The sequence below is a fragment of the Paenibacillus sp. J2L1-98 genome, assembly GCF_056269405.1.
Genome location: NZ_JBWDNW010000001.1, coordinates 517,846 through 541,158 on the forward strand (window position 1 = coordinate 517,846; position 23,313 = coordinate 541,158).

Genomic DNA, 23,313 nt, shown 5'->3' on the forward strand with positions numbered 1-23,313 from the left:
TAGTCCGAAATTAATGCGGGAACAACTCTGATTAATCAAGGAGTTCACGCGCGGACTCGCTTGTTTTGCGTGATATAATGAAATTCGCTTAAGTACAGGATGGGATTTTGGAGAGGAGAAAACACATATGGAAATGGCAATGCCCTACAAAAATGAACAAGTAAGCATGAAATTTGTGACGCTTGTTTCCATGGTATCCGCTCTCGGCGGATTATTATTCGGTTTCGATACAGCAGTCGTATCTGGTGCGGTCGGCTTTATGGAGGACCGGTTTGATTTATCTAAGCTGCAGGTTGGATGGGCCGTATCAAGCTTAATCATCGGCTGTATTGTAGGAGCGGCTATGTCAGGTATTCTGGGAGATCGCTTCGGACGCAAAAAAGTATTAATAACGGCTGCAATTCTGTTTATTATTAGCTCGATCGGCACAGCCATACCTGAAAGTTTTTCCGGATTTATTATCGCCCGGATTATTGGAGGAATCGGAATCGGCATTACTTCCACGCTGTGCCCGCTCTACAATGCCGAGATTGCTCCCGCGAAATACCGCGGCAGGCTTGTTGCGCTCAACCAGTTCGCAATCGTCAGCGGTATCTTTCTTACGTATTTCGTTAATATGTGGATTTCCGGCTCAGGCGATGAAGCTTGGGGCGTAGAAAACGCTTGGCGCTGGATGTTTGGCGTAGGCGCCGTTCCCGGTCTTCTGTTCTTGATCCTTCTGTTCTTCGTGCCCGAAAGCCCAAGATGGTTGATCAAGCAAGGAAGAGCGGCGGAATCCCTGCCTATTTTGTTGAAAATTCATGGCGAGGAGCTTGCCAAAAAAGAAGTCATCGACATTAAACAATCCTTCGAGGAAGAAAGCGGTTCTATCCGCCAGCTTTTCAGTCCCGGACTTCGTATAGCATTACTCGTTGGCGTAGGACTCGCTGTTCTTCAGCAGGTTACAGGCATTAATGCTGTCATGTATTATGCACCTGAAATATTCAAAGCAACGGGTGCCGGCACGAATTCTTCACTTATTCAGACCATATTGGTTGGCTTCATCAACTTCCTGTTCACCATTTTGGCCTTGTGGCTCATTGATAAAGTAGGACGTAAAGCGCTGCTCCTCGTCGGATCGGCTTCGATGGCGATCTGCCTGCTGGTCATCGGCTTCGCTTTCCAAACCGGACATGCCGCAGGTCCGCTCGTGCTTGTCTTTATTTTACTATACGTCGCTTCATTTGCGATATCGCTTGGTCCGGTCGTATGGGTTATCATATCTGAAATATTCCCGAACCGTATCCGCGGAAAAGCGACAGCGATTGCCGCTATGGTGCTCTGGGCAGCGGATTATCTGGTTTCGCAAACATTTCCGCCATTGCTTAGCTCCGCAGGTCCTGCATCTACGTTCTGGATTTATGGCAGCATGGCCTTGATCGCCCTCTTGTTCACCTGGCGAGTTGTTCCGGAGACAAAAGGGAAATCCCTCGAGGAAATTGAATCTTTGTGGGCAAAGTAAGTTCTCTGTATAATAGGTTTATGACATAAATCTATGTTTAGGAGATAATCAAATGGAATTCCGGTTAGATTTAATCGAAAACAAGATCGAATTTTTTGAAGCCTATGATTTGAAAACGTTGGAGCAAAAGATCGACCAGCAAATCGAAAATAATAAAGGTTTGCTGCTAGAAGTGTTCCACGTCAGTCATCATGCTGTATTTAATCCCAAAATCGAAAAAATGCTTTACAGCGCGGTAGTTCACTTTAAAGCAAAGAGATAACCTGCTATCCGCAATAAACACCTCCTGACAAACGTCGGGAGGTGTTTTTACTAGATGATGGTCGTTTGAAGTACTATATAAAACTTTTTAATGAAGGTGCCCGCCGGACCCTGCTGTGCTGTTCATAGGCATAAGCTAACTTAATAAGCATTGGTTCTTCATACGCTCTTGCCGCGAATGTGACACCAAACGGAACACCCTTTGCGGTGTATCCTGCTGGAACGACAATGGACGGATAACCTGCGCGGGAAGTAATTCTTGCTCCAAAATCAGCTGGAAACAGCAGCGCATCCAGCCGATGCTCATCCATGGTCGCATCAATTCCTTCGTCCTTGCACAATTTGAGATCGGCGGCGCGATTGCGAAGATACGGGATCTCGGTATGATTGCCCGAAGTCGTTGTTTCGGCAAGCAGCAGTGTCGATTGTCCGTACTTTAGCGTTTCGGTCGGATGCTCGTTATTAAAGGCGATGATATCCGTAAGCGTGCGAATTTGGGCGCCGGGAGGCAGCTTGGACAAGTAAGCGTTCAGCGAGGATTTGAACTCATTGAGCACTACCGAAGAATATACGATTTGCCGTGCGGTCCGAACATCTGCCGGGTCCACTATAATCGCGCCATGCTTTCTCATCAGTTCCACTGCCCCGTTAAATATCGCGAGTTGTTCATCCGTCAATTCCTCAAAGAAATAATCTCTCGGAATGCCGATTCGCGCTCCCTCCAGTCCCTCCGGATCGAGAAAAACGCTGTAATCCTTCTGCTTTCGCCAATACCCCGCACCCATAGCCGCATCACTTGAATCATGAGCCGTAATAGCATTCAATACGAGAGTCGCATCCGTTACCGTTCTTGCCATCGGGCCAGCTGTGTCCTGGCTGTTCGAGAGCGGCAAAATGCCCGATCGGCTCACAAGCCCAATCGTCGGCTTAATACCAACAGTCGAGCTCAGGTTGCCCGGATTCAATATCGAGCCCGATGTTTCTGTACCGATAGAAGCCATGCAAAAATTACACGCCACAGCCACTCCCGAGCCTGCACTCGACCCGCCTGTCGGCGTTGAAATGTTGTAAGGATTAAGCACTTGCCCGCCGCGCGAACTATACCCGGACGGCATACCTTCCGTCATAAAGTTGGCAAACTCCGTCATATTCGCTTTTCCTAAAATAATGGCTCCCGCTTCCCGGAGCTTCTTCACGATAAAAGCATCTTCTCCCGGGTAGGAGTTTGCAAGCGCAAGCGAACCAGCGCTGGTTGGCATATGATCGCCTGTATTAATATTATCCTTGAGCAGGATCGGAATGCCATGCAGCGGACCTCTCGGACCTTGAGCAGCACGTTCGCTGTCTAGAGCAGCGGCTATAAATAAAGCATCGGGATTAAGCGTAAGCACCGAATTGATCGTCAGGCCGTCTTTGTCATGATTTGCGATTCGGTCCAAATAGAACAGCACAAGCTCATGAGACGAGAGCTCGCCTGATTCCAACGCTGCTTGAATGGACGAAATTGTTGCTTCTACGATTTCCATGCCCAAATAACCCCTCATATGACCCGAATGTATGCTGTATGAGCCTAGTATATACTATTTGTCGGTAAAGGGCATCATCACCCTCCTAATCATTCCTATCAATACTAATTGCATTTAGCAGTATTATATTTTCAATTTAATATATAAGCTTATACGCATATAATTCTTTACTTATATAATCACCTGCGTATAATAATGAATGGAAGGTGTAATCCTAGATGCATCCAATGACCACATTTTGAAAGGATGATTGCATGAGTCAACCCATAGAAACTCTTGCCGAAACATTGAAGTTGTTGTCTGACAAAACTCGCTTAACTATTCTTGCACTCCTTAAGGAGAAAGAAATGTGCGTTTGCGATATCGTAGCCATTCTTGAAACGACACAGCCCAATGTGAGCCAGCATTTGAGAAAATTAAAAGTTGGCGGTCTCGTAAATGAGACTAGACGCGCACAATGGATTTATTACTCATTAAATGTTGATGACAAACCTTATCTTCATGGCATCTTAGCAGCGCTCCCTTCTATGAAGGAACAGTTAAACAAATGGAGTCCCGGCTGCTGCAATTAATATTTTCGAGTACGAAGTCAGTTTAGCTATAGCAAAACTTTTAGGAGGAATTATGTTAGTTGTCGCATCCCTTATTTTTGTTATCACATTGATATTCGTCATCTGGCAGCCTAGAGGCTTGAACATCGGCTGGTCGGCTGCCGGCGGCGCAATACTTGCTCTTCTATTTGGCGTTGTTGATTTCAATGACGTGTGGGATGTAACCGGCATCGTCTGGAACGCCACACTAGCTTTTGTCGCTGTCATTCTGATCTCTCTTATTCTGGATGAGATCGGATTCTTCGAATGGTCCGCTCTTCATATGGCACGCTTTGCCAAAGGAAACGGCTATCTGATGTTTGCTTATGTCCTACTGCTCGGCGCTGCTGTCGCCGCATTCTTTGCCAATGATGGCGCTGCGCTCATTCTCACTCCCATTGTTCTTGCGATGGTCAGAGCTTTAAAATTCGATGACCGAATGATACTGCCATTTATTATGGCAGGCGGGTTCATCTCGGATACGGCTTCCTTACCGCTCGTTGTGAGCAATTTGGTCAATATTGTTTCATCGGATTTCTTTGGTATCGGATTCGCCGAATATGCAAGCCGGATGATTATGCCGAACTTCTTTGCGGTTGGCGCGAGCCTCCTTGTTTTGTTCCTGTTTTTCAGAAAGAGTATTCCGCAGCGTTATGACCTTAACCAGCTGAAGCAGCCTCGTGAAGCGATAAAAGATATGCGTTTGTTTAAGTTATCTTGGGTTGTTTTGGCGGTACTATTGATAGCTTATCTGTTTAGTGAGTTCGTGAATATACCAGTCTCTATTATTGCAGGTATAGCTGCTATCATCTTCATAATCGCAGCACGCAGAAGCGCAGCTATCCATACAGGCGCTATCGTTAAAGGTGCACCCTGGTCAGTTGTGGTGTTTTCCATCGGGATGTATGTCGTCGTATACGGTCTTCGGAACGTTGGACTTACCGATCAACTTGGCAACGTGTTCCAGTGGACCGCGGATCAAGGATTATTTATAGCAGCGATCGGTACTGGATTTATTGCCGCCATCCTCTCTTCGCTTATGAATAATATGCCTACCGTTATGATTGACGCCTTGGCCATTCAAGGCACAAGTACAGAAGGTGTACTTCGAGAGGCGCTTATTTACGCAAATGTTATCGGTTCCGATTTAGGCCCTAAAATTACGCCGATCGGATCTCTGGCGACTTTACTTTGGCTGCATGTGCTGTCCAAGAAGGGCGTGAATATTACATGGGGCTATTATTTCAAAGTTGGAATTTTGCTTACGCTCCCTGTTCTGTTCATTACGCTTGTTGGACTTTATCTGTGGTTAAACATCATACTTTAAACGAATTTCAAAGGAGACATGCAAAATGGAAAAGAAACTGGTTTATTTCTTATGTACGGGTAATTCTTGCCGGAGTCAAATGGCGGATGGCTTTCTGAATGCTCTTGGCAGCGACCAATATGAAGTGAAAAGCGCCGGTCTGGAAGCCCATGGCTTGAATCCGAGAGCGGTTCAAGTGATGAAAGAAGCAGGCGTTGACATTAGTGAAAACTCTTCGAATGTCATTGATCCTGAGATTTTAAATCGCGCTCATTTTGTCATAACCCTTTGCGGTCATGCCGACGAGCACTGCCCTGTCATCTCCAATCCGAAAGTTGTGAAATGGCATTGGGGCTTCGAAGATCCGGCAAAAGCGTCAGGCACCGCGGACGAAATTATGGATCAGTTCCGCAGCGTTCGCGATTCTATTAAGGCGCGTATCGAGAAGTTTGTAAAAGAGGGACAATAAAACGGCGGGCATCAAAAGAATGCATGTTTGTCCGTTTATCGATCTAACGCAGTCAAGATGCTTCTATCATTTAAAAGAGGCATTCATTTCAACGGTTTATTGAACAATTAATAATTGGACGATTTCTGTTTATCCAATATGTTATAGTAGTCACAACTCTTTCAACGAGGTGAACACGTGAGAACAAAAAGTATATTTATAGCAGCAGCTGCAGCATTGATCCTTACCGCTTGCGGCACGAGCAAGGAAGAAAACCATTCACATGGCGATCTACAGGAGAAAACAGCTTCCGCAACGGTCATGCCTGCCTTTTTGGATGGCCAAATGGATAAAATCCGTTTAGTCTACCAAATTGCAGGACAGGCTACGGACTTATTGCAATGGATACCCTGCTATTGCGGCTGCGGTGAAAGCGCGGGACATAAGAGCAATTTGAACTGCTTTATAAAAGAAGTCAACGAGGACGGTACAGTCGTATGGGACGATCACGGAACAAGATGTGGTGTATGCCTGGAGATTGCCGTTACGGCTGCCAAAATGAAATCAGAAGGCAAGTCTGATAAAGAAATCCGGAATTTCATTGACGCTACTTATAAAGAAGGCTACGCAGACCCTACAGATACGCCGATGCCGGCATAACGAATCAACCACATTTGCTCACCTTCGAGTAAATGTGGTTTTTTAGAGCAATTTGATATAAATCGGAGGTATTTATGCTTAAGCGACTGGCCTTTTTATTAGTTATCATCCTTGTTCTGATTCCCATTTCTGCTGCATATGCCCACTCGCCCATTGAAAAACGAAATCCAAATTTAAATGCTATTCTAGATGCAAGACCCTCGCAAGTAGATTTGTATTTTCAAGATCCCGTCCAAATTCATCGGAGCTCGGTAGTTGTTCGTGATGGAAAAAATAAAGAGGTTCAAATCGGAAAACCGCAAATCGACCCTAATGATAACCGCCACATTTATGTAAATTTGCAAAAACAACTGTCGTCGGGAGCATACTTCGTAGATATTGATGTAGTTGCCTTGGATGGACACTCTGTAAAAGAAAAATACTCATTTGAAATAAAATTGGCTATATCTACACCTGAAGAAATGTTTGAACGCTTAGATCTAGTACGTACATCTCCTTCGGACGGAACAATTGTTGCAGGCTCACCCCGCAAAATCGAGCTTTGGTTTAACGAACCTATTGAAATGCATTACTTTGGATTGTTGAATGATAAACAGCAAATCGTTCCAACAAATAAACCTGTTGCCGATCCTGCCGATCCAAAACATTTTTTTCTTGAACTAGAAAGTGAATTGCCAGATGGCACATATTCTATACAAGCCTACCCCGGCATTGGCGAAAACACAGGCATTCATATCGTCTATTTTGCTGTCGCGGCATTCACATCGATAACAAGTAACAACCAACTATCGCTCCAAAATGAATGGGGACAAACAGGAATACTTCAAGTGATCCATTGGCTAAGTTATTTCGGTCTGCTTACCCTCTTTGGCGGCACACTTTTTCAGCTCATAATCGCTAAAAACAGCGGCAATCTCCGCCGTTGGATGATAACTTCTTACTCGCTGTTTGGATTCACAATTGCGGCCATTATTCTGGAGATTTTTGTTTATAAGATGCAGCACCCCCGCGTTTTGATAAGTGATTTCCTTTTATTCAACACCGTTTGGATTTCGCTATTGCAGCTTGCTTTAGTAGCCTTAAGCTTAGCCGCGAGAAAAATTCGTTTGATTTTTCTGCTATCTGCCCTTTTTTGCTGGTCGTTTACGGGTCACTCCGCTGATCCAAGCTATGGCGGCTTGTTGGCTGTTGGACTTGATTCCATACACCTGCTGACTACTTCGGTCTGGACCGGCGGGTTAGCTGCTTTATTCGCCATGCTACCCAAAGAAAATCCGCTGAGTTGGCTAAAGGAAATTGGAAAAACTTTTTCCAGGTGGGCATTACTGAGCTTTGCCGGAACAGGAGCCACAGGGATATTAATGTCGCTGAGTTATATTCCATCTTTCAGTGCGGAAAGTCTCATTGAAAGCAAGTGGGGTCAAATATTGTCGATCAAGGTTCTACTTTTCCTTATCATTATTCTCTTTGGCATATGGCAGCGGAGGCTGCTCGCGAGGTTAACAGAAAAATTAGTGCCGGTTTTCTGCAAAAATATAAAAATCGAACTTGGTATCGCTATTATTATTTTGTTGTTTACAGGAATTTTGGTGGATTTATCTCCAAAAGAAGCGCTGCAGGGGATCTCGCCGCGAGAACAAACGATAGCCGGTATTACTGCAAAAGTAGATGCTGTTCCGCTTAAACCAGGCGGTAACGACATTTCGATTCAACTTAGCGAAGATAAGGATATCAAGAATGTTAAGGTTATCTTACAGACCAGTCTCGGAAGCTCTGGCACAAACCATGCCTTCTACCTGGGAGACGGTTTATATAAAATAACGGGAAATTTATTACATACTGCCGGTATTTATAACATGGAAATTGAGGTTATCAAAAAGAACGGACAAACGATTCAGTATCCGCCCTTCACTCTCCAAGTTCCAGGCGCTATGCCAAACGACATTGTCATAGAGAAAGAATAAGCGGGAATCAATCGAACATTTCGCAGCATTTGGCTTGTTTAAAGGGTTGCGGAATAATTGTGGGACGCCAGGAAGGAAAATTCAATTATTACAGTTTGCGAAGCGAACAAATCAAATTGTTGCTTTCAATGATGGATGATGTATTCTTCCAAGTGGAAGAAGATGTTGCTGCTTGTGAGAGAAATGAACAATTGGATTGCTGTACAGGCAAAGTGGAGGTGCAGAATACATGAGTGATGAGGTCGATAAACCTAAATTTAAAAAAACGCTAACCTTAGTTAATGCTGCTTCGGACAAGGCTTGTCAAGATGGCTGCTGCGAGACGTCAAACACAGACATTCAAACCGTCAGCGTGAATTATCGCACTTACCTCATTGAGGGCATGGATTGCAGTTCTTGTGCGAAGACCATTGAAAACCATTTAAATACGGTTCCCTCTGTCAAAAGTGTAACTGTCAATTTTGCTACGGGAAAGGCAAAAATTGAACACGGAAACAGCGCGGAAGAAATAATAAAAGAAGTTCAAAAAGCAGGTTTTAAAGCAAGGTTGATCTCAAATAAAACAGCAGCAATCGTTCAAAAGCCATCTAGATCAGGAACCAATCTTCTTGTGATCTCCGGAGCCTTATTATTTCTTGGTTTTCTCGGTTCATTAAGTGATGTATCCTCGTTCATGATAAATATGCTTTATTTAGCATCGATTGTTATCGGCGGTTATAAACCAGCCAAAAGCTCGTTTTATGCGATCAAGAGCCGTTCGTTGGATATGAATGTGCTAATGACAGCTGCAGTCATCGGAGCAGCCGCTATTGGTCAATTGTTGGAGGGCGCTACGGTCGTTTGGTTATTTGCGCTAGGTAATGTTCTGCAAACCAGATCTCTCGAGAAAACACGGAATTCAATACGAAACTTAATCGATCTTGCTCCACCGGATGCTTGGGTCAAAACCGGTGACGATATCATCCGAAAATCTGTAGAAGACATCTTTGTCGGACAAATTATGATTGTAAAACCAGGAGACAAAATCCCGCTTGACGGAGAAGTTATCAATGGCGAATCAAGTGTCAATCAGGCCCCCATCACCGGGGAATCCATTCCCGTTGATAAGATCGTAGGTGATCCAGTATTTGCAGGAACGATCAATGAACACGGGTTGCTTGAAATAAAGGTTACCAAGCTGGCCGAAGACACTACAATTGCAAAAATCATTCACTTGGTTGAAGAAGCCCAAGAACAAAAAGCCCCCACACAAGCATTTGTCGATAAATTTGCACGCGTATATACTCCTATTGTGTTTGTGCTCGCTCTTGTGGTTATGATCCTCCCTCCACTTTTTAGCTTCGGGAATTGGGGAGAATGGTTTTACAAAGGGTTAGAACTCCTTGTAGTGGCATGTCCCTGCGCGCTCGTCATCTCCACGCCCGTTGCTATTGTTTCTGCTATAGGAAACGCGGCCAAAAACGGCGTTCTAATTAAGGGCGGAGCTTTTTTAGAAATCGCAGGCAAGGTTTCTGCCGTGGCGTTTGATAAAACCGGCACCCTTACCGAAGGGAAACCTAAAGTAACAAGGGTCATATCTTTTGGGAATTTGGAGCATGACGTATTATCTGTCGCGCGAACATTAGAAGAGTCTTCTACGCATCCCATCGCGAAAGCTGTAGTCAACCATGCCAATGACAAAGGGGTACTTTCTTTAAAAGGCGAACAATTTCGGAATATTGTCGGTAAAGGTATTCAGGCAGTGATCGGTGTAAACGAATATTTTGCCGGGAACCTGAGATTGTTTCAAGAGTTAGAAACCCCTCTTGGTCAGGCAGAACCGCTTATAGCCTCCTTGCAGCAAGAAGGAAATACGCTTGTCCTAATTGGTACCAAAGAGAAGCTGACCGGAATAATCACGGTTGCAGACACGGTTCGTGAGAGTGCAGTAATTGCCCTCCACAATTTAAAACAAGCAGGAATTAACGATATTGTCATGCTCACAGGCGATAATGAAGGAACAGCCCAAAAAGCAGCTGCACAAACGGGGATCACCCGGTATTTCGCGGAGCTGCTGCCCGAAGATAAGGTCAAAGCCATTCGAAAGATTCAGACAGAAGGAAACATCGTTGCGATGGTTGGCGATGGCATGAATGACGCCCCCGCTCTAGCAACGGCTGATCTTGGCATTGCTATGGGCGGAGCAGGAACAGACACTGCGATGGAAACAGCCGATGTTGTTTTGATGGCCGACAACTTGGAGAAGCTGCCGCATACCGTAAAGTTAAGCCGCAAATCTCTTATAATCATCAAACAGAACATTTGGTTTTCAATAGTTGTGAAACTTGCTGCTCTGCTTCTTATCTTTCCCGATATACTTACCTTGTGGATTGCCGTGTTGAGCGACACGGGCGCAGCATTAATTGTTATTTTAAACAGCATGAGACTGCTGAAAATCAAAGGATAATCACGTGAAAATTATAAGTGAAGCCTGGAGGAAATCCTCTAGGCTTTTTTGTTTAGATAGCCTAAACAATCGACTGTTCATATATTAATGCATCTACGAGCCTTACAATAATACAACATTTTGAAAGATTTAAGATTACAATCCGAAGTTATCATAGAATCCGAGGATAAAAACCAAGAGGAGTTGAGAGATTTTGAAATTGAAACGTAAAGCATTACCCATGTTGGCGGTAAGTGTGCTAGCAACAGCAGCGTTAACTACGCAAGGTTTAAACTATGGCTTCCATACACCAACTGTGGAAGCAAAATCGATTAATAAGAACATTTCTTGGCTCGCAGGCGATCATCATGTTCATAGTGAATGGAGTGTCGGATGGAACAATGCTACGAATCCGCCAACCCCTATCAAAGGCGGAGACGCCATTTATCCGATTACTAAAAACGCGCAAATGGCGAAATCATACGGACTGGATTGGATGGTCTCTACCGATCACGGCGGCCCTAACCATTCGAAAGTAAATTTAGAGCAAGCTTATCCTGAAGTGCTCAAAGCCCGTGAAGCTGTGCCTGGTCTGACTTTATTCTACGGGATGGAATTTGATACTCCACAAGCCGATCACAGTTCATTAATCATTCCAAAGAATGATCAAGAATCACAAACTCTTTATAATATCGAAAGTAAATTTAATAAACGCGATCCTTTTCCTTCTGATCCAACCCGGGATACGGAAGCCAATATGATCGCTGCCTTAAACTACATGAAAGATTTAGCAGAGCCTCCTGTTCTTTTTGCAAACCACCCTGCCCGCTCAGCCAGCGGAGACAGTGCTTGGGGTCAGGATACACCGCAAGAGTTCCGAAACTGGAACGATGCAGCACCAAATGTATCCGTTGGTATGGAGGGTGCGCCTGGACATCAGGCTGGTGCGGTCAATTCTGACGGCTCCATTGATCCTAATGGCACCCGCGGCGGATATGGCAACTTCGCAACTATGGGCGGCTTTGATCAAATGAGTGCTAAAGTTGGCGGCCTTTGGGATTCCATGCTGGGAGAAGGAAGGCATTGGTGGATCACATCGACATCGGATTCCCATGTAAACTGGCGTGATGGCGGGAGCGACTTCTGGCCGGGAGAGTATTCAAGAACCTATGTGAAGGCAGAAAATACTTATGCAGATATTTTGGACGGTTTGAGAAATGGACACGTGTTTGTAACGACGGGCGGTTTAGTCAATGAATTGGATGTAGATGTGAAATCTAATGGTAACCGCGCGAGCATCGGTGAAACATTAGAGATCAAGAAGAGCGGTAAAAGCGATGTATCGGTTACGATTACATTCAAAGACCCGAACGCCAGCAATAGCCATGGTGATAATCCGAAAGTGAATCGCGTGGATCTTATCATGGGCGACGTGACAGGAAAAGTAGAAGACCGCTCAACGGCCGTTAACCCAACTACAAAAGTCGTGGCTAGATTCGACGAGAGCAATTGGAAGCAAAATGGCGAGTATATTACTATCACTTATAAATTAAAAGATGTGGACAAGGATAGCTACATTCGTGTTCGCGGAACGAATACTAGCGAGCTTGAACCAAGTCTTGACCCTAAAGGTGAAGACCCGTGGACTGATCTTTGGTTCTATTCCAACCCTATCTTCATGAGTGTGAAATAAGATTAAATCACTGTAATGGTTATAGACGAGGAGTCATGAGTTCAATATGCTCCTCGTCTTATCATTTTGAGAGAACAAAAAGGATGTGTCGCAGAAGTGAAGTTTAAATGGTTATTCTTTATAATGGGCCTTGTAATCCTAATCGCGGCACCTGCTGTGAGCGCACACAGCAATAACAGTGAGGGCTTCTCTACGATAGAAGTTCAAGACCAAACGATCAATTACCGCCTGCAGCTCGATTTCATGGAGTTAAGCCATGCCATTGGATTCGAAGTGGATGAACAGAAAATTGAAAACCTTGATCAACTAAATAAAATCATCATTCAATACCAGGCTCCGCTCCAACAATATTTGGACGCTCGCATAATGGTTTATGCAGACAGCTCCCCCGTTGAAGGAACAATCAAAGCAGCCAGTGTCATATTGGTAAATGATCGCCCATTTGCCGATATCTTGCTTTCCTACTCCATTAGTGAAGAACCTGAAAATTTGATTGTTGATTACAACGCGTTTTTTGAAGACAGCGATCCAAGTCATGCGAACATGGCAAAGGTTCAAATGGGAGGAAAACAACAGGAGTTTGTTTTTACCTATGAAGTCAGAGAATTGAATCTTGGAGAGATGAGCTTTATTACCCAGGCGAAACAGTTTCTTTCGTTAGGATTAAAACATATCTTCACGGGTTATGATCATATTTTATTCGTTATCAGTTTACTTATTGGAGCCAAGACGATCCGTCATATCTTTTACTTAGTCACGTCATTTACGATTGCTCACAGCATCACGCTTGCACTAGCAACATTAGAGATCGTGCATTTACCGGGAAGGCTCATTGAATCTGCAATCGCGTTAAGTATTATCTATGTCGCACTCAAAAACATCTTTCAACCCGAATCCAAACACGCTCCATGGATTGCCTTTGCCTTTGGATTAATTCATGGTTTTGGGTTTGCAGGAATTATGTCCGAACTAAATTTAGGCGGAAGCCATCTAGCTGCGTCACTTTTATTTTTTAACCTGGGTATTGAATTAGGGCAGATCATTATTGTATCTTTAGTTTTTCCGCTGCTTATCTTCGTAAGCAGACGCTGGGTCAGCGTAAATAAGTGGTTTATGCCTAGTTTATCGGTTGTAGTGTTACTGTTTGGATTCATATGGTTTGTTCAAAGAGCATTCTAACCGGATGATATTGTTGCTTTCTAATCCCGGAAAGCTCACCTCTATGGAAACAAGGACCGCCGCTTTCGCTAATTGCGAACAGCTGCGGTCCTTGTTTCAAGCATGAAGGCTACCATTATTCCTTCATTTCTTCAAATGAAGCATCGTACAAACGGAACATCGTTTTATATCCGGACTCATCGATTTTAATGCCGACATCCAGCTTTCCGGATATTTTTAGCGGGCCTGTATGATGCCTTAAATTGACGGTATCAGGAACGAAGACGATCATAATTTTATTCCAGTACGTTTCATCGCCATTATCGAAGGGGCATTCTGCACCCGGCTTCGGGATCAACAGAAACCAGTTTTTCTCAAACGATAAAACTTCGCCCATATAACCGTTAATTTCCACTTCGCTGCCGCTAAGATCCCAGAAATGCTCGGAAGGCGTAGTCTGGTCTTCGTTGTCAAAAAATTGGGACCACGCTATTTTTTTCATGCCCTCGGCTTTATTTTGGACTTCTTCTTTGGGCTCGTCGGTCTTTGCTGCCGGCTTGGCCGTTACGATCTGCTCTTTATCGTTTTGGGCCACTTTAGATACATTCTTCACTTCGGGAGAAATGCTTTTTACTTCCTCGGCTGCTGCGGCTGCCGGCTTGGCAGAATTCTGCACGGTTTCTCCCTGGAACTCCCCCGTACCCGTTTCGGCTGGCATTGTTTCTTCAGTCGTTTTGTTAGGTACCTTTTTCGCTTCTGCAGTGGGCACTGGGGAAAATTCTGATTTATTAGGAGCTTCGATTGCAGATTCAGATTCTGTGCTTATTGCGAACGATCCGGCTTCTTCTTGCTGCTTTGCCGGGTTGCCGCAGCCTCCAAGCAGGATTAGCGTTAATAAAGCGACAGCGATACGTCTATTCACTTCGATCACCTCTAAGCTCTAAATAATTGCAGCGGGTCTATGCGGTACATTTTTATAGATGGAATGAGCATTGCCAGCAGCCCGAATACGAAAGTGCCGACAACCAGCAGCAAATGCTGCCCGCTGAACGTTAACGCATTGATTTGGATTCCCGTATATTCAAAGAGTAAGTCTTTAAACATAAAGCCGGATAGATGGCCTGCCAACAGTCCGAGAAGAAGGCCAATACTAACCAGGACTAATCCCTCGCCGATAAAACTTATGAAAATAAATCTTTTTGACTTACCGATAATCCGAAGCAAGCCGACATCTTTTTGCCGTTCGTTAGCTGCAGCGGTTAAGGAGAGCAGGATCGAGATCGAAGCCAGAATGACGCAAAGGACAGTAACCAGGCTTATAATTTCCGCTCCCCTATCAACCACATTCAGCACATCCGCTACTGCTTTGCTTGTATACGCAGCTTGAACGTTGTTCATTTCTTCATATTGTTGTTTGATTAATGGGACAGCGCCGATCGACTTCGGTTTTATCAAAATGGCTGTCACCTCTCGGTGACTCTGCTCTTCCCCATGGACAGCCCATGCGTAATCCATCGTCGTAAATACCGCACCGTCGTCCGGTGTGTTCAGAAACGGTAAAATTCCCGAAACCCTGTAAGTAAAGGTCTCATGAGCATCATGATGCTCTTCTTCCTCTTCAAAGGAATGATCGGCTTCTTCCATTAAGCCGTGCCCGCCCTTAAACGTATCACCGACATGGAGATTAAGCGACTTGGCGACATGCGAGCCAACGACCACTTCTCCGAGCATTTGATACAAATGGCCGGATGCCAGCCTGTGATCCCCGTAACGTGTTAAAAAATATTCGGCTTCTATGCCAACAATGGGAAACCCATTGTAATTGTCGCCTGTAGTCATGCCATAAGCAGCCATTACTTGATCATTCGATTTGGCTTGATTAAGCATATCGAGCGGAATATTACCGGTAGGAGCGCCAACATGATAAAACGTATTCAGCACCAGCTGCGTATCGCTTCCATCGGCTCCAATCACGAGCTCAAACGGTCCGTATCCTTTTTTTGCGCCTTCGTTGACGCTAGCCTGGCAAAGGATGAGAAAAACAAGCAGCGCTACCGTTACCGTAACGGATACAATCGTCAGAAGGGAAAGAAATTTCCGGTGAACGAGATTTCTGATAATGAGCGTCCACTGCATCATACGGCTCTCTCCTTATGAGTTGAAAGATTTTCAGCTTGTTTGGTTTTAAACGCTTTGTTGATCTCTTGAATATGAAGACGGATAGGAAAACGTTGAGCAAGGTTTAGATCATGGGTTACGGTTAACAATGTCGCAAACTTGGATACCGGTTCCGATAGCAAAATATCGGTGATTTCGCCTGCTGTTTCCCAGTCCAGACTTCCGGTAGGCTCATCCGCAAGCACAATAGACGGACGGTTTATGAGTGCGCGAATGATCGCGACCCTTTGCTGCTGTCCTCTCGATAATTGGGAAGGCCTATGCTGCATGCGGTCTTTTAGGCCGACTTGTTCGAACCAATGATCTAGTTCAGCAGCTCTTTCTTTACGGCTCATGGACGGATTCATGACGATCTCAGCATTTTGCCTGGCAGTTAGGGAAGGAATGAGATGGAAATCCTGAAGAATATACCCGATATGCTGCGATCTGAATTGGTCACGCTGCGATTCCGTCAGTTCGTGAAGCTTCACGCCATCCACGTGGATCTGACCCTTTTCCGCCTTCAAAATACCGCCAATCAAGTGGAGAAGCGTACTTTTACCGGAGCCGCTAGGCCCGATGATCGCAATTTTGCTGCCCTTTTCGACATGCCAATTCGGGATATCGAGTATGGGAAAGTTGTCTCCGTTTACGGAAAAGCCTTTGGCTAGCTGCTGGATGGTAATCATTCATCTCACTCCTAATGGAAAAACAGGGGAAACGGGTTCCCCTGTTTTTGCTGATTTCAATGATTGCTTACTTCAGAACGATGCGTTCGGACAGGCTGTCCCACTTCATCGCCGTTCCCGTCAAGCTGTTGAAGGCTTCAAGAGGAAGATACAATTTACCGTTATCCAAATCAGCTTTGTAAGAAGCTGTATTGCCATTTGCTTTTACAGCCAAGCTTGCCATATCGATCTCAACGGATTTGCCCGCTTTAGTCATAATCGTTACGGCAGTGCCTGCTTGGTAGGTTCCGCCCAGAGCTTTCGATAACGCTTCTGCAGGATACAAAACAACGCCGTCGCGGTTGATTTTGAACTTCGGATACAGGTGCTTCGCTTGCAGCGCAGCCGTTGCCTTTTTCAGATCGACACCGATAACCTTTGCCGATGCAATCGCGATTTGCGTGTTGTCGATTTGCCCTTTCACTTGTCCTGCAATTGGTCCGTATGCCCATACGCCGACGTCTACTGCGGAGTGGCCGTGGCCGGACCAGCCGATCAGAAGGCGTTTCGAGATGACCGCGTTATAACCGCCCTCTCTTGCATAGGAAGAACCGTCGCCATCCAAAATTTGCTGCGCTTCTTCATCCGAAAGATCCGTAATCCATGTGTTTTCATTTACGATTTTTTTGATGTCTTCGATCGTTTTCGCTTCTTTTAGAACTGTAACTAATGACTCGGAAGAGTGCTTTTGTTTACCCCACAGCTCCATGTTCAACTCGTAAATGTTATCGCGGGAAAGGGAAAGTCCGCCTGTCTCGTGGTCAGCTGTAATAACGACGGAAGTGTTTCCGTCTTTCTTTGCGAATTCCATAGCGACTTTAACTGCTGCATCGAAATCCAGTGTTTCCTGGATCGTCGTCGGAAAGTCGTTTGCGTGGCTTGCATGGTCGATGCGGCCGCCTTCGATCATAATGGCAAAACCGTCTTTATCTGCCGACAAAATTTCCAATGCTTTTTTAGTCATGTTTGCCAGGTTCGGAACGTTCTCGGGGCGATCCGGTACATAAGCGACATGGGAGGAGCCGAAAAATCCGATTGCCTTTTGACTTTTTGCTGTCAATGCGTTAAGAGAGGCCCCGTCTTTTACGACTTTATAGCCTTTAGCCATAAAGTCGCTGACAATGCTTTTGTCGGAGCGTTTGCCCTTTTCATCTTTGCTTAGGAAAAATTGCTCGCCGCCGCCGAAGAGCACATCTACGCCGCTATCCAAATATTGCGATGCGATCGCGCTCTCATTGTCTCTGCTGCGGACATGCGAGGCGAAAACAGCTGGTGTAGCGTGGGTTATACGGGCCGTGGTTACAAGACCGGTTGATTTTCCGTTCATTTCAGCAGCTTCGATGACAGAAGCATAAGGCTTGGAAACATCTTCATTCGATACGCTGATTCCGGCATTATATGTTTTATTGCCCGTTGCAAAGGCTGTGCCTGCGGAAGCGGAATCTGTTACGGCACCGGACACGATTTTGCCGCCGTCTTCTCCTCTATCCGCAAATGTAGTAGCTTGTCCGACATAATAGGAATCTAATGTAAGCTTCGCTTTGCCAAGCGCTGTTTTCGAATATAGTCTGGCTGCGGATACTTGCGCGGGACCCATGCCGTCGCCGATAAGCACGATAAGGTTTTTAGAAGCCGCCGGTTTTTTAACTTGCTTTTTTTGTGCGTCAGCTGCCATTAGAAGCGAGCTGGATGAGATAATTGCAAGTGAAAGACCTGTAACCATTAAACCCTTCATTGTTTTCTTCACTACGATATTCCCTCCATGAGAACTCTATTTTCAATCCACTTTGAATGTTACTAGCTTTTCATCAAGGGACTGTCAACCTCATGTGAAGAATTTGATAACTTCAATTATAATAATTTATCGATTTCAGACGCCGCATGATCCAAGCCGTCTTTAACGGACAATTCTCCCAAAAATATTTTTCGCAAATACAGCGTATATACCTCATCGATCTTGCTCCAATTACTAACCGGCGGCCTTAAAAAAGTATTATTCATAGATTTCAAATAAGGGTAAAGGTAAGATTCCTTATCCACTGTCAGAGCTTCGACTGCCTCCCTGTTTGTCGGAATCAGTCCAGCCCGCGCCATGACGAGCTGCGCTTCCTTTCCCGTCATAAATTTCATAAACGCCCATGCCTCGTCCCGTCGCTTGCTGCCCTTCATAATAACCAAATTTTCGCCGCCGATAATCGAAGCGGGGCCTTTGTCATGCGGAAACGGGACGGGCAGAGTCTGCTTGAGGGCGCGATCCAAATCCGCATGATTCAATAAACCGTAGAACCATGGCGCTTCATCCATCATAAGCAGCTCTCCGCCCCGTACCTCGGCCCAGTTGTCAACGTTATCGATTAATACGGAGATATCAATCTGTTTATCCTTGTAAAGAGCAGCCAGCTGCTCCACCGCCCGGACTGTCTTCTTTCCGTTCAAAAATCCGGAAGCTTTGCTGAAATCCTCGTTCATAAAAGCCCCGCCAAGGCTGTAAAGGTATGGAAGAGTATCCCAAGTTTCCAATCCTCCGAGACCGATCCTAAAACGATGTTTTCGGGCAAGCTGCAGTATTTCTTCCATCGTGCCCGGCGGCTCTGAATAGCCCGCGCGTTCAAGTAAATCTCTGTTAAAAATAAGAGCTGTCGTATACAGGTTGAGCGGCAAGCTATAGTATTGGTTCTGATAGAAACCTACACTCATCGTTTTACGATGAAGACAACTTTGTATGTTTTCGAAGCCCGAAAACCCGTTTAACGGTTCAAGAAGCCCTTTATATGAAAACTCGGGCACCCAGGCGATATCCATTCTAACGACGTCAGGACCGCGGTTTGAGGAAGCACGGACAATTAAGTTGTTCTTTAGTTCGTTATTGTTAGCCAGATTTATAGATCTGACCCTTATGCCAGGGTTCTCCCGTTCAAAAGCCGGAATCAGCTCTTGATCCAGCAGCCGGGTTTCTTTATCGTTGTATGTGTGCCAAAAAGTAATTTCCGTTTTTTCGTTACCGTGAAGCATTTGAACGTTTTTTGGATCGGAGATTACGGACTGGCTTCCACAACCGGTTGTCAATACTAGAAGCAGTAATAAAGATGCCCAGCGGCTGGCCATTACGAATGCCTCCTTTATTAATCAATTTTGGTTTCTGGTGCTTGGTGCTTATCCCTATATTCGATCGGAGATAAACCGGTCACTTTCTTGAACACTTTACTGAAATATTTGACGTCTTTGAAACCCGCAGCGCCGGCTACATCGTAAACTCTGCTATCATTGTGCGCCAACAGCCGCTTCGCTTCCCGAATCCGCAGCTCAATCAAATAATCGATAAAATTCCGGTCGGTTTGTTTTTTAAATAATAGACTGAAGTAGCTCTTGCTTAGATGAACGAAATCCGCTACACTCTGTTGCGTCAGGTTCTCGGTATAATGGGTGGACATATATTCCAGAGCCTTCGTGATCAACTGCCCGCCGTAGCCGTTATCGGTCAGCTTCGGTATATAGGACTTTTCCATTTCCTCCAGCTGACAAGTCAATATTGAAGCCAATTGCTCCAATGTCTCCGCTTGATTCAGCAGTTCATACCGCTCAGCGAGCAGTGCTTCTTCGTTTGTATGCAGCTTATTAATGCCTGCAAGAAGGCTGTACGCCTCACGCTTGACTTGTTCCGGACTCAAGATCTCCTCCTTCCAGCGTTCAAGCGCAAATTCGACTGCGAATGAAACCGGATCGCCAGCGTTAATAATTTCGAAAAAACGAGCCCACTCCTCAATTGGAGCTGCGGCCGTATACGTATTTTGAAGATTAGTCTGTAATTCGCTCATACGATACAGACCGCCCAACCCGGCGAAAAACCGCCTCTGGCAGGCCGAGCGGCTGTCAGCAAATCCCTTAAGAATGTTATGCACACCTTGTTCTATCGCATAGCCGGCTGAAATTGAAATTTCCCATTTCGTTTCCAATAATTGCTTCCACTGACCGAGCTGCTGTTCAACCTCCCCTTCGTTATTAGGAAAGATTAGAAACAAACTGTTTTCGGCCGCCAGCGGCGCTATTCCTTCCTCTATCTGCTCATACAGCATTTCCTGCAATTCCTCTAACATGAGCTGCACATACAGATAGCCGTAAGTTTCTCTCCATTCCTCCGCTGCATCCAGCATAAAATAAGCGCAAACATATGGCATATCGAGCCATGCCGGAGCCCACGCGGTCGATAAAGACGAGGTCTGCTCTTGCACGATCAATCTCTTTATCTCCTGTTCGGCCTTTTTTCTTTCTCTGTAGCGGGCACCCTGTTGAAAATGATACAGTTCGGAATCTAACCTCCGTTCTTCCTCAAGCATGCTGATACACCGCCGAAGGACGGCAAGCAGATCATCCCGATTCAACGTTAGCTTTAACAAATAATCGACAGCGCCTAGCTGAAGCCCTTCTTTTACATACTCAAAGTCGCTGTAGTTGCTGATCAGAACCACTTTAATCCAAGGATATCGCTCTATCGCTTGCTTCATCAGTTGAATACCGTTCATCAAAGGCATTTTGATATCCGTAATAAGAATATCAGCTGAACCGCTTTCCAGAGCAGCCAGCGCTTCTGCGCCGTTGGCGTAATGGTCTTCTACCGACAACCCTTCCTTCTCCCATTCGACAAAGGCACTAATTCCGTTTCGGATGACAGGCTCGTCATCTACGATAATCACTCTATACATCGTCTTCTCCCCCCGATCTGCTCGTTGTCTGCCGCCGTTCGTACACGTTTTTTAACAAAATGCGCACTGTCGTACCTTGCCCCGGCCCGCTTGCAATGGACCATTCCCAATTTCGCGCATAATACAGACGCAGTGTGTCATAAATATGGCGCAGACCGATTCCGATTTCCCCTTTTGCGATAGCAGCCTCTGGATCATTCAATTTCTTCAGCTTTTCATCCCCGATGCCTAAGCCGTCATCGTTTATGAGAAATTCCAAATCGCCTTCTCGGCTACAGATGCCAATCGTAATGGTACCGCCCTTATTTTTCGGAACGATCCCGTGGAATATCGCGTTTTCCACCACAGGCTGCAGCAGCATGCGGGGAATGATGATCTTCTCTGTACCCGCTTCAACGTCCAGCTTCAAATGGAATGTTTTTTCGTAGCGAATCTCAAGGATGATCAAGAACTTCCGAACAATTTCCAACTCCTCTTCCACCGTTATCATGTTCCCGCTTTTAGACATATTAGCCTCCAAAAGATGGTTCAGCGCCGACAAAACATCCGAAGCGCGACCGTTCTGATTCGATTGGATAAGCCACCGAAGAGTGCTGAGCGTATTATAGAGGAAATGTGGTTGAACACGGTGAATGACAGCCCGAAGTTCGGCATGATACTTCTCACTTTGCTCATTTTCCACCTGCTGCATCAGATGCTCGATTTCGTGAAGCATTTTGTTAAAATGCTTGCTCAAAAAACCGATTTCATCTGAGGAACGAATATCTGTCCTTACTTTCAGGTCTCCCTTTTGAACGAGCAGCATGCTGCGGGTAAGCTGCTGTACAGGCCTCGTCACCCCTCTGGCAATGAACAGCCCAATGCCAATGGCAAGCAATGAGAATACGGCGGAAGACGCCAATATCCAATCCTTTAGACTGTTCAATTGGCCGCTGATCTCATGGACCGGAACGGTCCCTACAATCATCCATCCGTTGCTCAGAAGCTGCTTAACCCCGTAATAAGGCGTCCCTTTCTCGGTATATTCAAATTCCATCGCGTCACCGCCCACAAGATGGCTGTACAACCCGGGATTGTCCACGACCTTGTTGATGGCGCTGAGATCGGAATCGATCATAACTTTCCCTTCGGAATCCACAACAAAAAATTTACCCGTCCTCCCGAGCTTCAACTGCTCAATCGTGCCCAGAATGGAGCGCCCGTCCAAATGCACCTGAACCAGCCCGATAGGATTCAAATTGTTAATATCCTTCAAGACTCTTCCTACAGGCAGAACCAAGTCCGTGTTGACGCCTCCGCCGCTGAAACGGTCATACTGAATACCTTGCCAAACCAGTTCGCCGTTTTTTCGTTTCGCTTCCTTCACCCATTCCTGATCGGAGATACGGATATCCTTTATTTTGGACTCTGAAAAAGCGCCGCTGCCCCAGCCTCTTCCATTCTCTTTCAGCACGTAAACGATTTTGACGAAAGAGTTCGAATAGACAATATTGTTAAGCAGCGTGTTAATCGACCTTGACTCCAAGCTCTCCTTGTACGACGGCTTGCTGTTTGCTTGCAAAGCAACACTCTGAATATTCAGATCGCTGGAAATAAAATCGGAGGTATCGATGCCAACGTTAAAAATGAAAGAAAGCGATTCGGCCGTCTGTCTGGCCATTTGAACGCTCGATTCCCTTACATTTTTCTTTAGGATAGAGTCGGACACCCAGTAAAACGACAAGCTTGTAAAAATAGTAGGAATTAATATAACGAGCAGCAGCACCATTATAATTTTGGCGCTAAAGCGGTTTGACAACCGGAATATTCGTATCATTGCAACACTCCTAGTTCGTTTCTTATCTAATTAGTGTACAAGATGAGAAAGGCTATACCAATGTCATTTATAGGGAAATGTATCGTTTTTGCACGTGTAAAATGCTGAAGTGTCTTTTTTTTATGGAAGTGAATAATAATTTACCCCTCTGCTTAACTTCAATTATATGGAAATAAAAGGGGCTATAAGCTGAAAAATAACCCGTTTTTCGAAAAACATCGGAATAGCGTGTCCTATTTTACGAAATAGATTTAAATAAAAGATTGACCTTTTTATAATAAAGAGCGCAATACTGATAGTCCCTGATTCAATAGCACTACACATTTTCCAATAAAATCCATAAATTCAACAAAAATGACCGCTGTCCGCCTTCATGATCT

General features: G+C 45.2%; 18 protein-coding genes and 1 pseudogene. 11 read left to right on the forward strand and 8 right to left on the reverse strand.

Translation table 11 applies throughout. From position 1 onward, the window contains the following. Positions 1-82 precede the first annotated feature (82 nt). Positions 83-1,501, forward strand: coding sequence for a sugar porter family MFS transporter (locus tag AC0YNZ_RS02490; protein WP_475825489.1), 1,419 nt, complete (start codon positions 83-85; stop codon positions 1,499-1,501). A 52-nt stretch (positions 1,502-1,553) separates the two neighbouring features. Continuing rightward, positions 1,554-1,763 (forward strand): YrzA family protein, encoded by a 210-nt coding sequence (locus AC0YNZ_RS02495; protein ID WP_110769259.1) that lies wholly within the window; start codon positions 1,554-1,556, stop codon positions 1,761-1,763. A gap of 73 nt (positions 1,764-1,836) precedes the next feature. Here the strand turns inward: AC0YNZ_RS02495 and AC0YNZ_RS02500 are convergent, their stop codons facing one another. Then, positions 1,837-3,288, reverse strand: coding sequence for an amidase family protein (locus tag AC0YNZ_RS02500; RefSeq protein ID WP_475825109.1), 1,452 nt, complete (start codon positions 3,286-3,288; stop codon positions 1,837-1,839). A 254-nt stretch (positions 3,289-3,542) separates the two neighbouring features. Here AC0YNZ_RS02500 and AC0YNZ_RS02505 point away from each other — a divergent pair, with 254 nt between their 5' ends. The 9 genes and pseudogenes from AC0YNZ_RS02505 (at position 3,543) to AC0YNZ_RS02545 (ending at position 13,553) form a co-directional block, all read left to right on the forward strand. After that, on the forward strand, positions 3,543-3,860 hold the full coding sequence (locus tag AC0YNZ_RS02505) for an ArsR/SmtB family transcription factor (protein ID WP_475825110.1): 318 nt from the start codon (positions 3,543-3,545) through the stop codon (positions 3,858-3,860). Positions 3,861-3,912: 52 nt separating this feature from the next. After that, positions 3,913-5,205 carry an arsenic transporter gene (locus AC0YNZ_RS02510; protein ID WP_475825111.1) on the forward strand — a complete coding sequence of 431 codons (1,293 nt, stop codon included), beginning with the start codon at positions 3,913-3,915 and terminating at the stop codon, positions 5,203-5,205. Between the two features lie 25 nt (positions 5,206-5,230). Next, positions 5,231-5,653, forward strand: a complete 423-nt coding sequence (gene arsC, locus AC0YNZ_RS02515) for an arsenate reductase (thioredoxin) (protein WP_475825112.1) — start codon at positions 5,231-5,233, stop codon at positions 5,651-5,653. 177 nt (positions 5,654-5,830) lie between these two features. Then, positions 5,831-6,292: a PCYCGC motif-containing (lipo)protein gene (locus AC0YNZ_RS02520; RefSeq protein WP_475825113.1), complete on the forward strand. Its 462-nt coding sequence runs from the start codon at positions 5,831-5,833 to the stop codon at positions 6,290-6,292. A gap of 74 nt (positions 6,293-6,366) precedes the next feature. Then, entirely contained in the window at positions 6,367-8,256 is a 1,890-nt protein-coding gene (locus AC0YNZ_RS02525) for a copper resistance CopC/CopD family protein (protein WP_475825114.1), read from the forward strand. After that, positions 8,247-8,489 (forward strand): annotated as a pseudogene (locus AC0YNZ_RS02530) (ArsR/SmtB family transcription factor); the annotation flags it as partial. The gene AC0YNZ_RS02525 and the pseudogene AC0YNZ_RS02530, both read left to right, overlap by 10 nt. Next, a complete protein-coding gene (locus AC0YNZ_RS02535) occupies positions 8,486-10,702 on the forward strand; it encodes a heavy metal translocating P-type ATPase (RefSeq protein WP_475825115.1) in 2,217 nt (738 codons plus the stop codon). The pseudogene AC0YNZ_RS02530 and the gene AC0YNZ_RS02535, both read left to right, overlap by 4 nt. 193 nt (positions 10,703-10,895) lie before the next feature. Beyond that, positions 10,896-12,374, forward strand: a complete 1,479-nt coding sequence (locus tag AC0YNZ_RS02540) for a CehA/McbA family metallohydrolase domain-containing protein (protein WP_475825116.1) — start codon at positions 10,896-10,898, stop codon at positions 12,372-12,374. A gap of 96 nt (positions 12,375-12,470) precedes the next feature. Further along, the gene (locus AC0YNZ_RS02545; protein WP_475825117.1) at positions 12,471-13,553 is read left to right on the forward strand and encodes a HupE/UreJ family protein; all 1,083 of its coding nucleotides are present in this window, start codon (positions 12,471-12,473) and stop codon (positions 13,551-13,553) included. 115 nt (positions 13,554-13,668) lie between these two features. Here AC0YNZ_RS02545 and AC0YNZ_RS02550 read toward each other — a convergent pair whose 3' ends face one another. The 7 genes from AC0YNZ_RS02550 to AC0YNZ_RS02580 all read right to left on the reverse strand — a co-directional run bounded on the left by AC0YNZ_RS02550 (position 13,669) and on the right by AC0YNZ_RS02580 (position 22,933). Continuing rightward, positions 13,669-14,454, reverse strand: a complete 786-nt coding sequence (locus AC0YNZ_RS02550) for a hypothetical protein (protein ID WP_475825118.1) — start codon at positions 14,452-14,454, stop codon at positions 13,669-13,671. An 11-nt stretch (positions 14,455-14,465) separates the two neighbouring features. Then, complete coding sequence (locus AC0YNZ_RS02555) at positions 14,466-15,671, reverse strand: ABC transporter permease (protein WP_475825119.1); 1,206 nt, start codon at positions 15,669-15,671, stop codon at positions 14,466-14,468. Next, positions 15,668-16,378 (reverse strand): ABC transporter ATP-binding protein, encoded by a 711-nt coding sequence (locus tag AC0YNZ_RS02560; RefSeq protein WP_475825120.1) that lies wholly within the window; start codon positions 16,376-16,378, stop codon positions 15,668-15,670. The genes AC0YNZ_RS02555 and AC0YNZ_RS02560 overlap by 4 nt, the downstream gene beginning before the upstream one ends. A gap of 67 nt (positions 16,379-16,445) precedes the next feature. Continuing rightward, on the reverse strand, positions 16,446-18,092 hold the full coding sequence (locus tag AC0YNZ_RS02565; protein WP_475825490.1) for an alkaline phosphatase: 1,647 nt from the start codon (positions 18,090-18,092) through the stop codon (positions 16,446-16,448). 176 nt (positions 18,093-18,268) lie between these two features. Next, complete coding sequence (locus tag AC0YNZ_RS02570) at positions 18,269-19,522, reverse strand: extracellular solute-binding protein (protein WP_475825121.1); 1,254 nt, start codon at positions 19,520-19,522, stop codon at positions 18,269-18,271. A 17-nt stretch (positions 19,523-19,539) separates the two neighbouring features. Beyond that, positions 19,540-21,117 (reverse strand): response regulator, encoded by a 1,578-nt coding sequence (locus tag AC0YNZ_RS02575; protein ID WP_475825122.1) that lies wholly within the window; start codon positions 21,115-21,117, stop codon positions 19,540-19,542. Next, entirely contained in the window at positions 21,110-22,933 is a 1,824-nt protein-coding gene (locus AC0YNZ_RS02580) for a cache domain-containing sensor histidine kinase (protein ID WP_475825123.1), read from the reverse strand. Before AC0YNZ_RS02580 ends, AC0YNZ_RS02575 begins: the two co-directional genes overlap by 8 nt. Positions 22,934-23,313 lie beyond the last annotated feature (380 nt).

Excerpts from the sequence above, each read along its gene's own strand:
- AC0YNZ_RS02495 (WP_110769259.1), top strand. The coding sequence starts at position 1,554 with ATGGAATTCCGGTTAGATTTAATCGAAAACAAGATCGAATTTTTTGAA.
- AC0YNZ_RS02500 (WP_475825109.1), bottom strand. The coding sequence starts at position 3,288 with ATGGAAATCGTAGAAGCAACAATTTCGTCCATTCAAGCAGCGTTGGAA.
- AC0YNZ_RS02505 (WP_475825110.1), top strand. The coding sequence starts at position 3,543 with ATGAGTCAACCCATAGAAACTCTTGCCGAAACATTGAAGTTGTTGTCT.
- AC0YNZ_RS02510 (WP_475825111.1), top strand. The coding sequence starts at position 3,913 with ATGTTAGTTGTCGCATCCCTTATTTTTGTTATCACATTGATATTCGTC.
- arsC (WP_475825112.1), top strand. The coding sequence starts at position 5,231 with ATGGAAAAGAAACTGGTTTATTTCTTATGTACGGGTAATTCTTGCCGG.
- AC0YNZ_RS02525 (WP_475825114.1), top strand. The coding sequence starts at position 6,367 with ATGCTTAAGCGACTGGCCTTTTTATTAGTTATCATCCTTGTTCTGATT.
- AC0YNZ_RS02535 (WP_475825115.1), top strand. The coding sequence starts at position 8,486 with ATGAGTGATGAGGTCGATAAACCTAAATTTAAAAAAACGCTAACCTTA.
- AC0YNZ_RS02555 (WP_475825119.1), bottom strand. The coding sequence starts at position 15,671 with ATGATGCAGTGGACGCTCATTATCAGAAATCTCGTTCACCGGAAATTT.
- AC0YNZ_RS02560 (WP_475825120.1), bottom strand. The coding sequence starts at position 16,378 with ATGATTACCATCCAGCAGCTAGCCAAAGGCTTTTCCGTAAACGGAGAC.
- AC0YNZ_RS02565 (WP_475825490.1), bottom strand. The coding sequence starts at position 18,092 with ATGGCAGCTGACGCACAAAAAAAGCAAGTTAAAAAACCGGCGGCTTCT.
- AC0YNZ_RS02570 (WP_475825121.1), bottom strand. The coding sequence starts at position 19,522 with ATGGCCAGCCGCTGGGCATCTTTATTACTGCTTCTAGTATTGACAACC.
- AC0YNZ_RS02575 (WP_475825122.1), bottom strand. The coding sequence starts at position 21,117 with ATGTATAGAGTGATTATCGTAGATGACGAGCCTGTCATCCGAAACGGA.
- AC0YNZ_RS02580 (WP_475825123.1), bottom strand. The coding sequence starts at position 22,933 with ATGATACGAATATTCCGGTTGTCAAACCGCTTTAGCGCCAAAATTATA.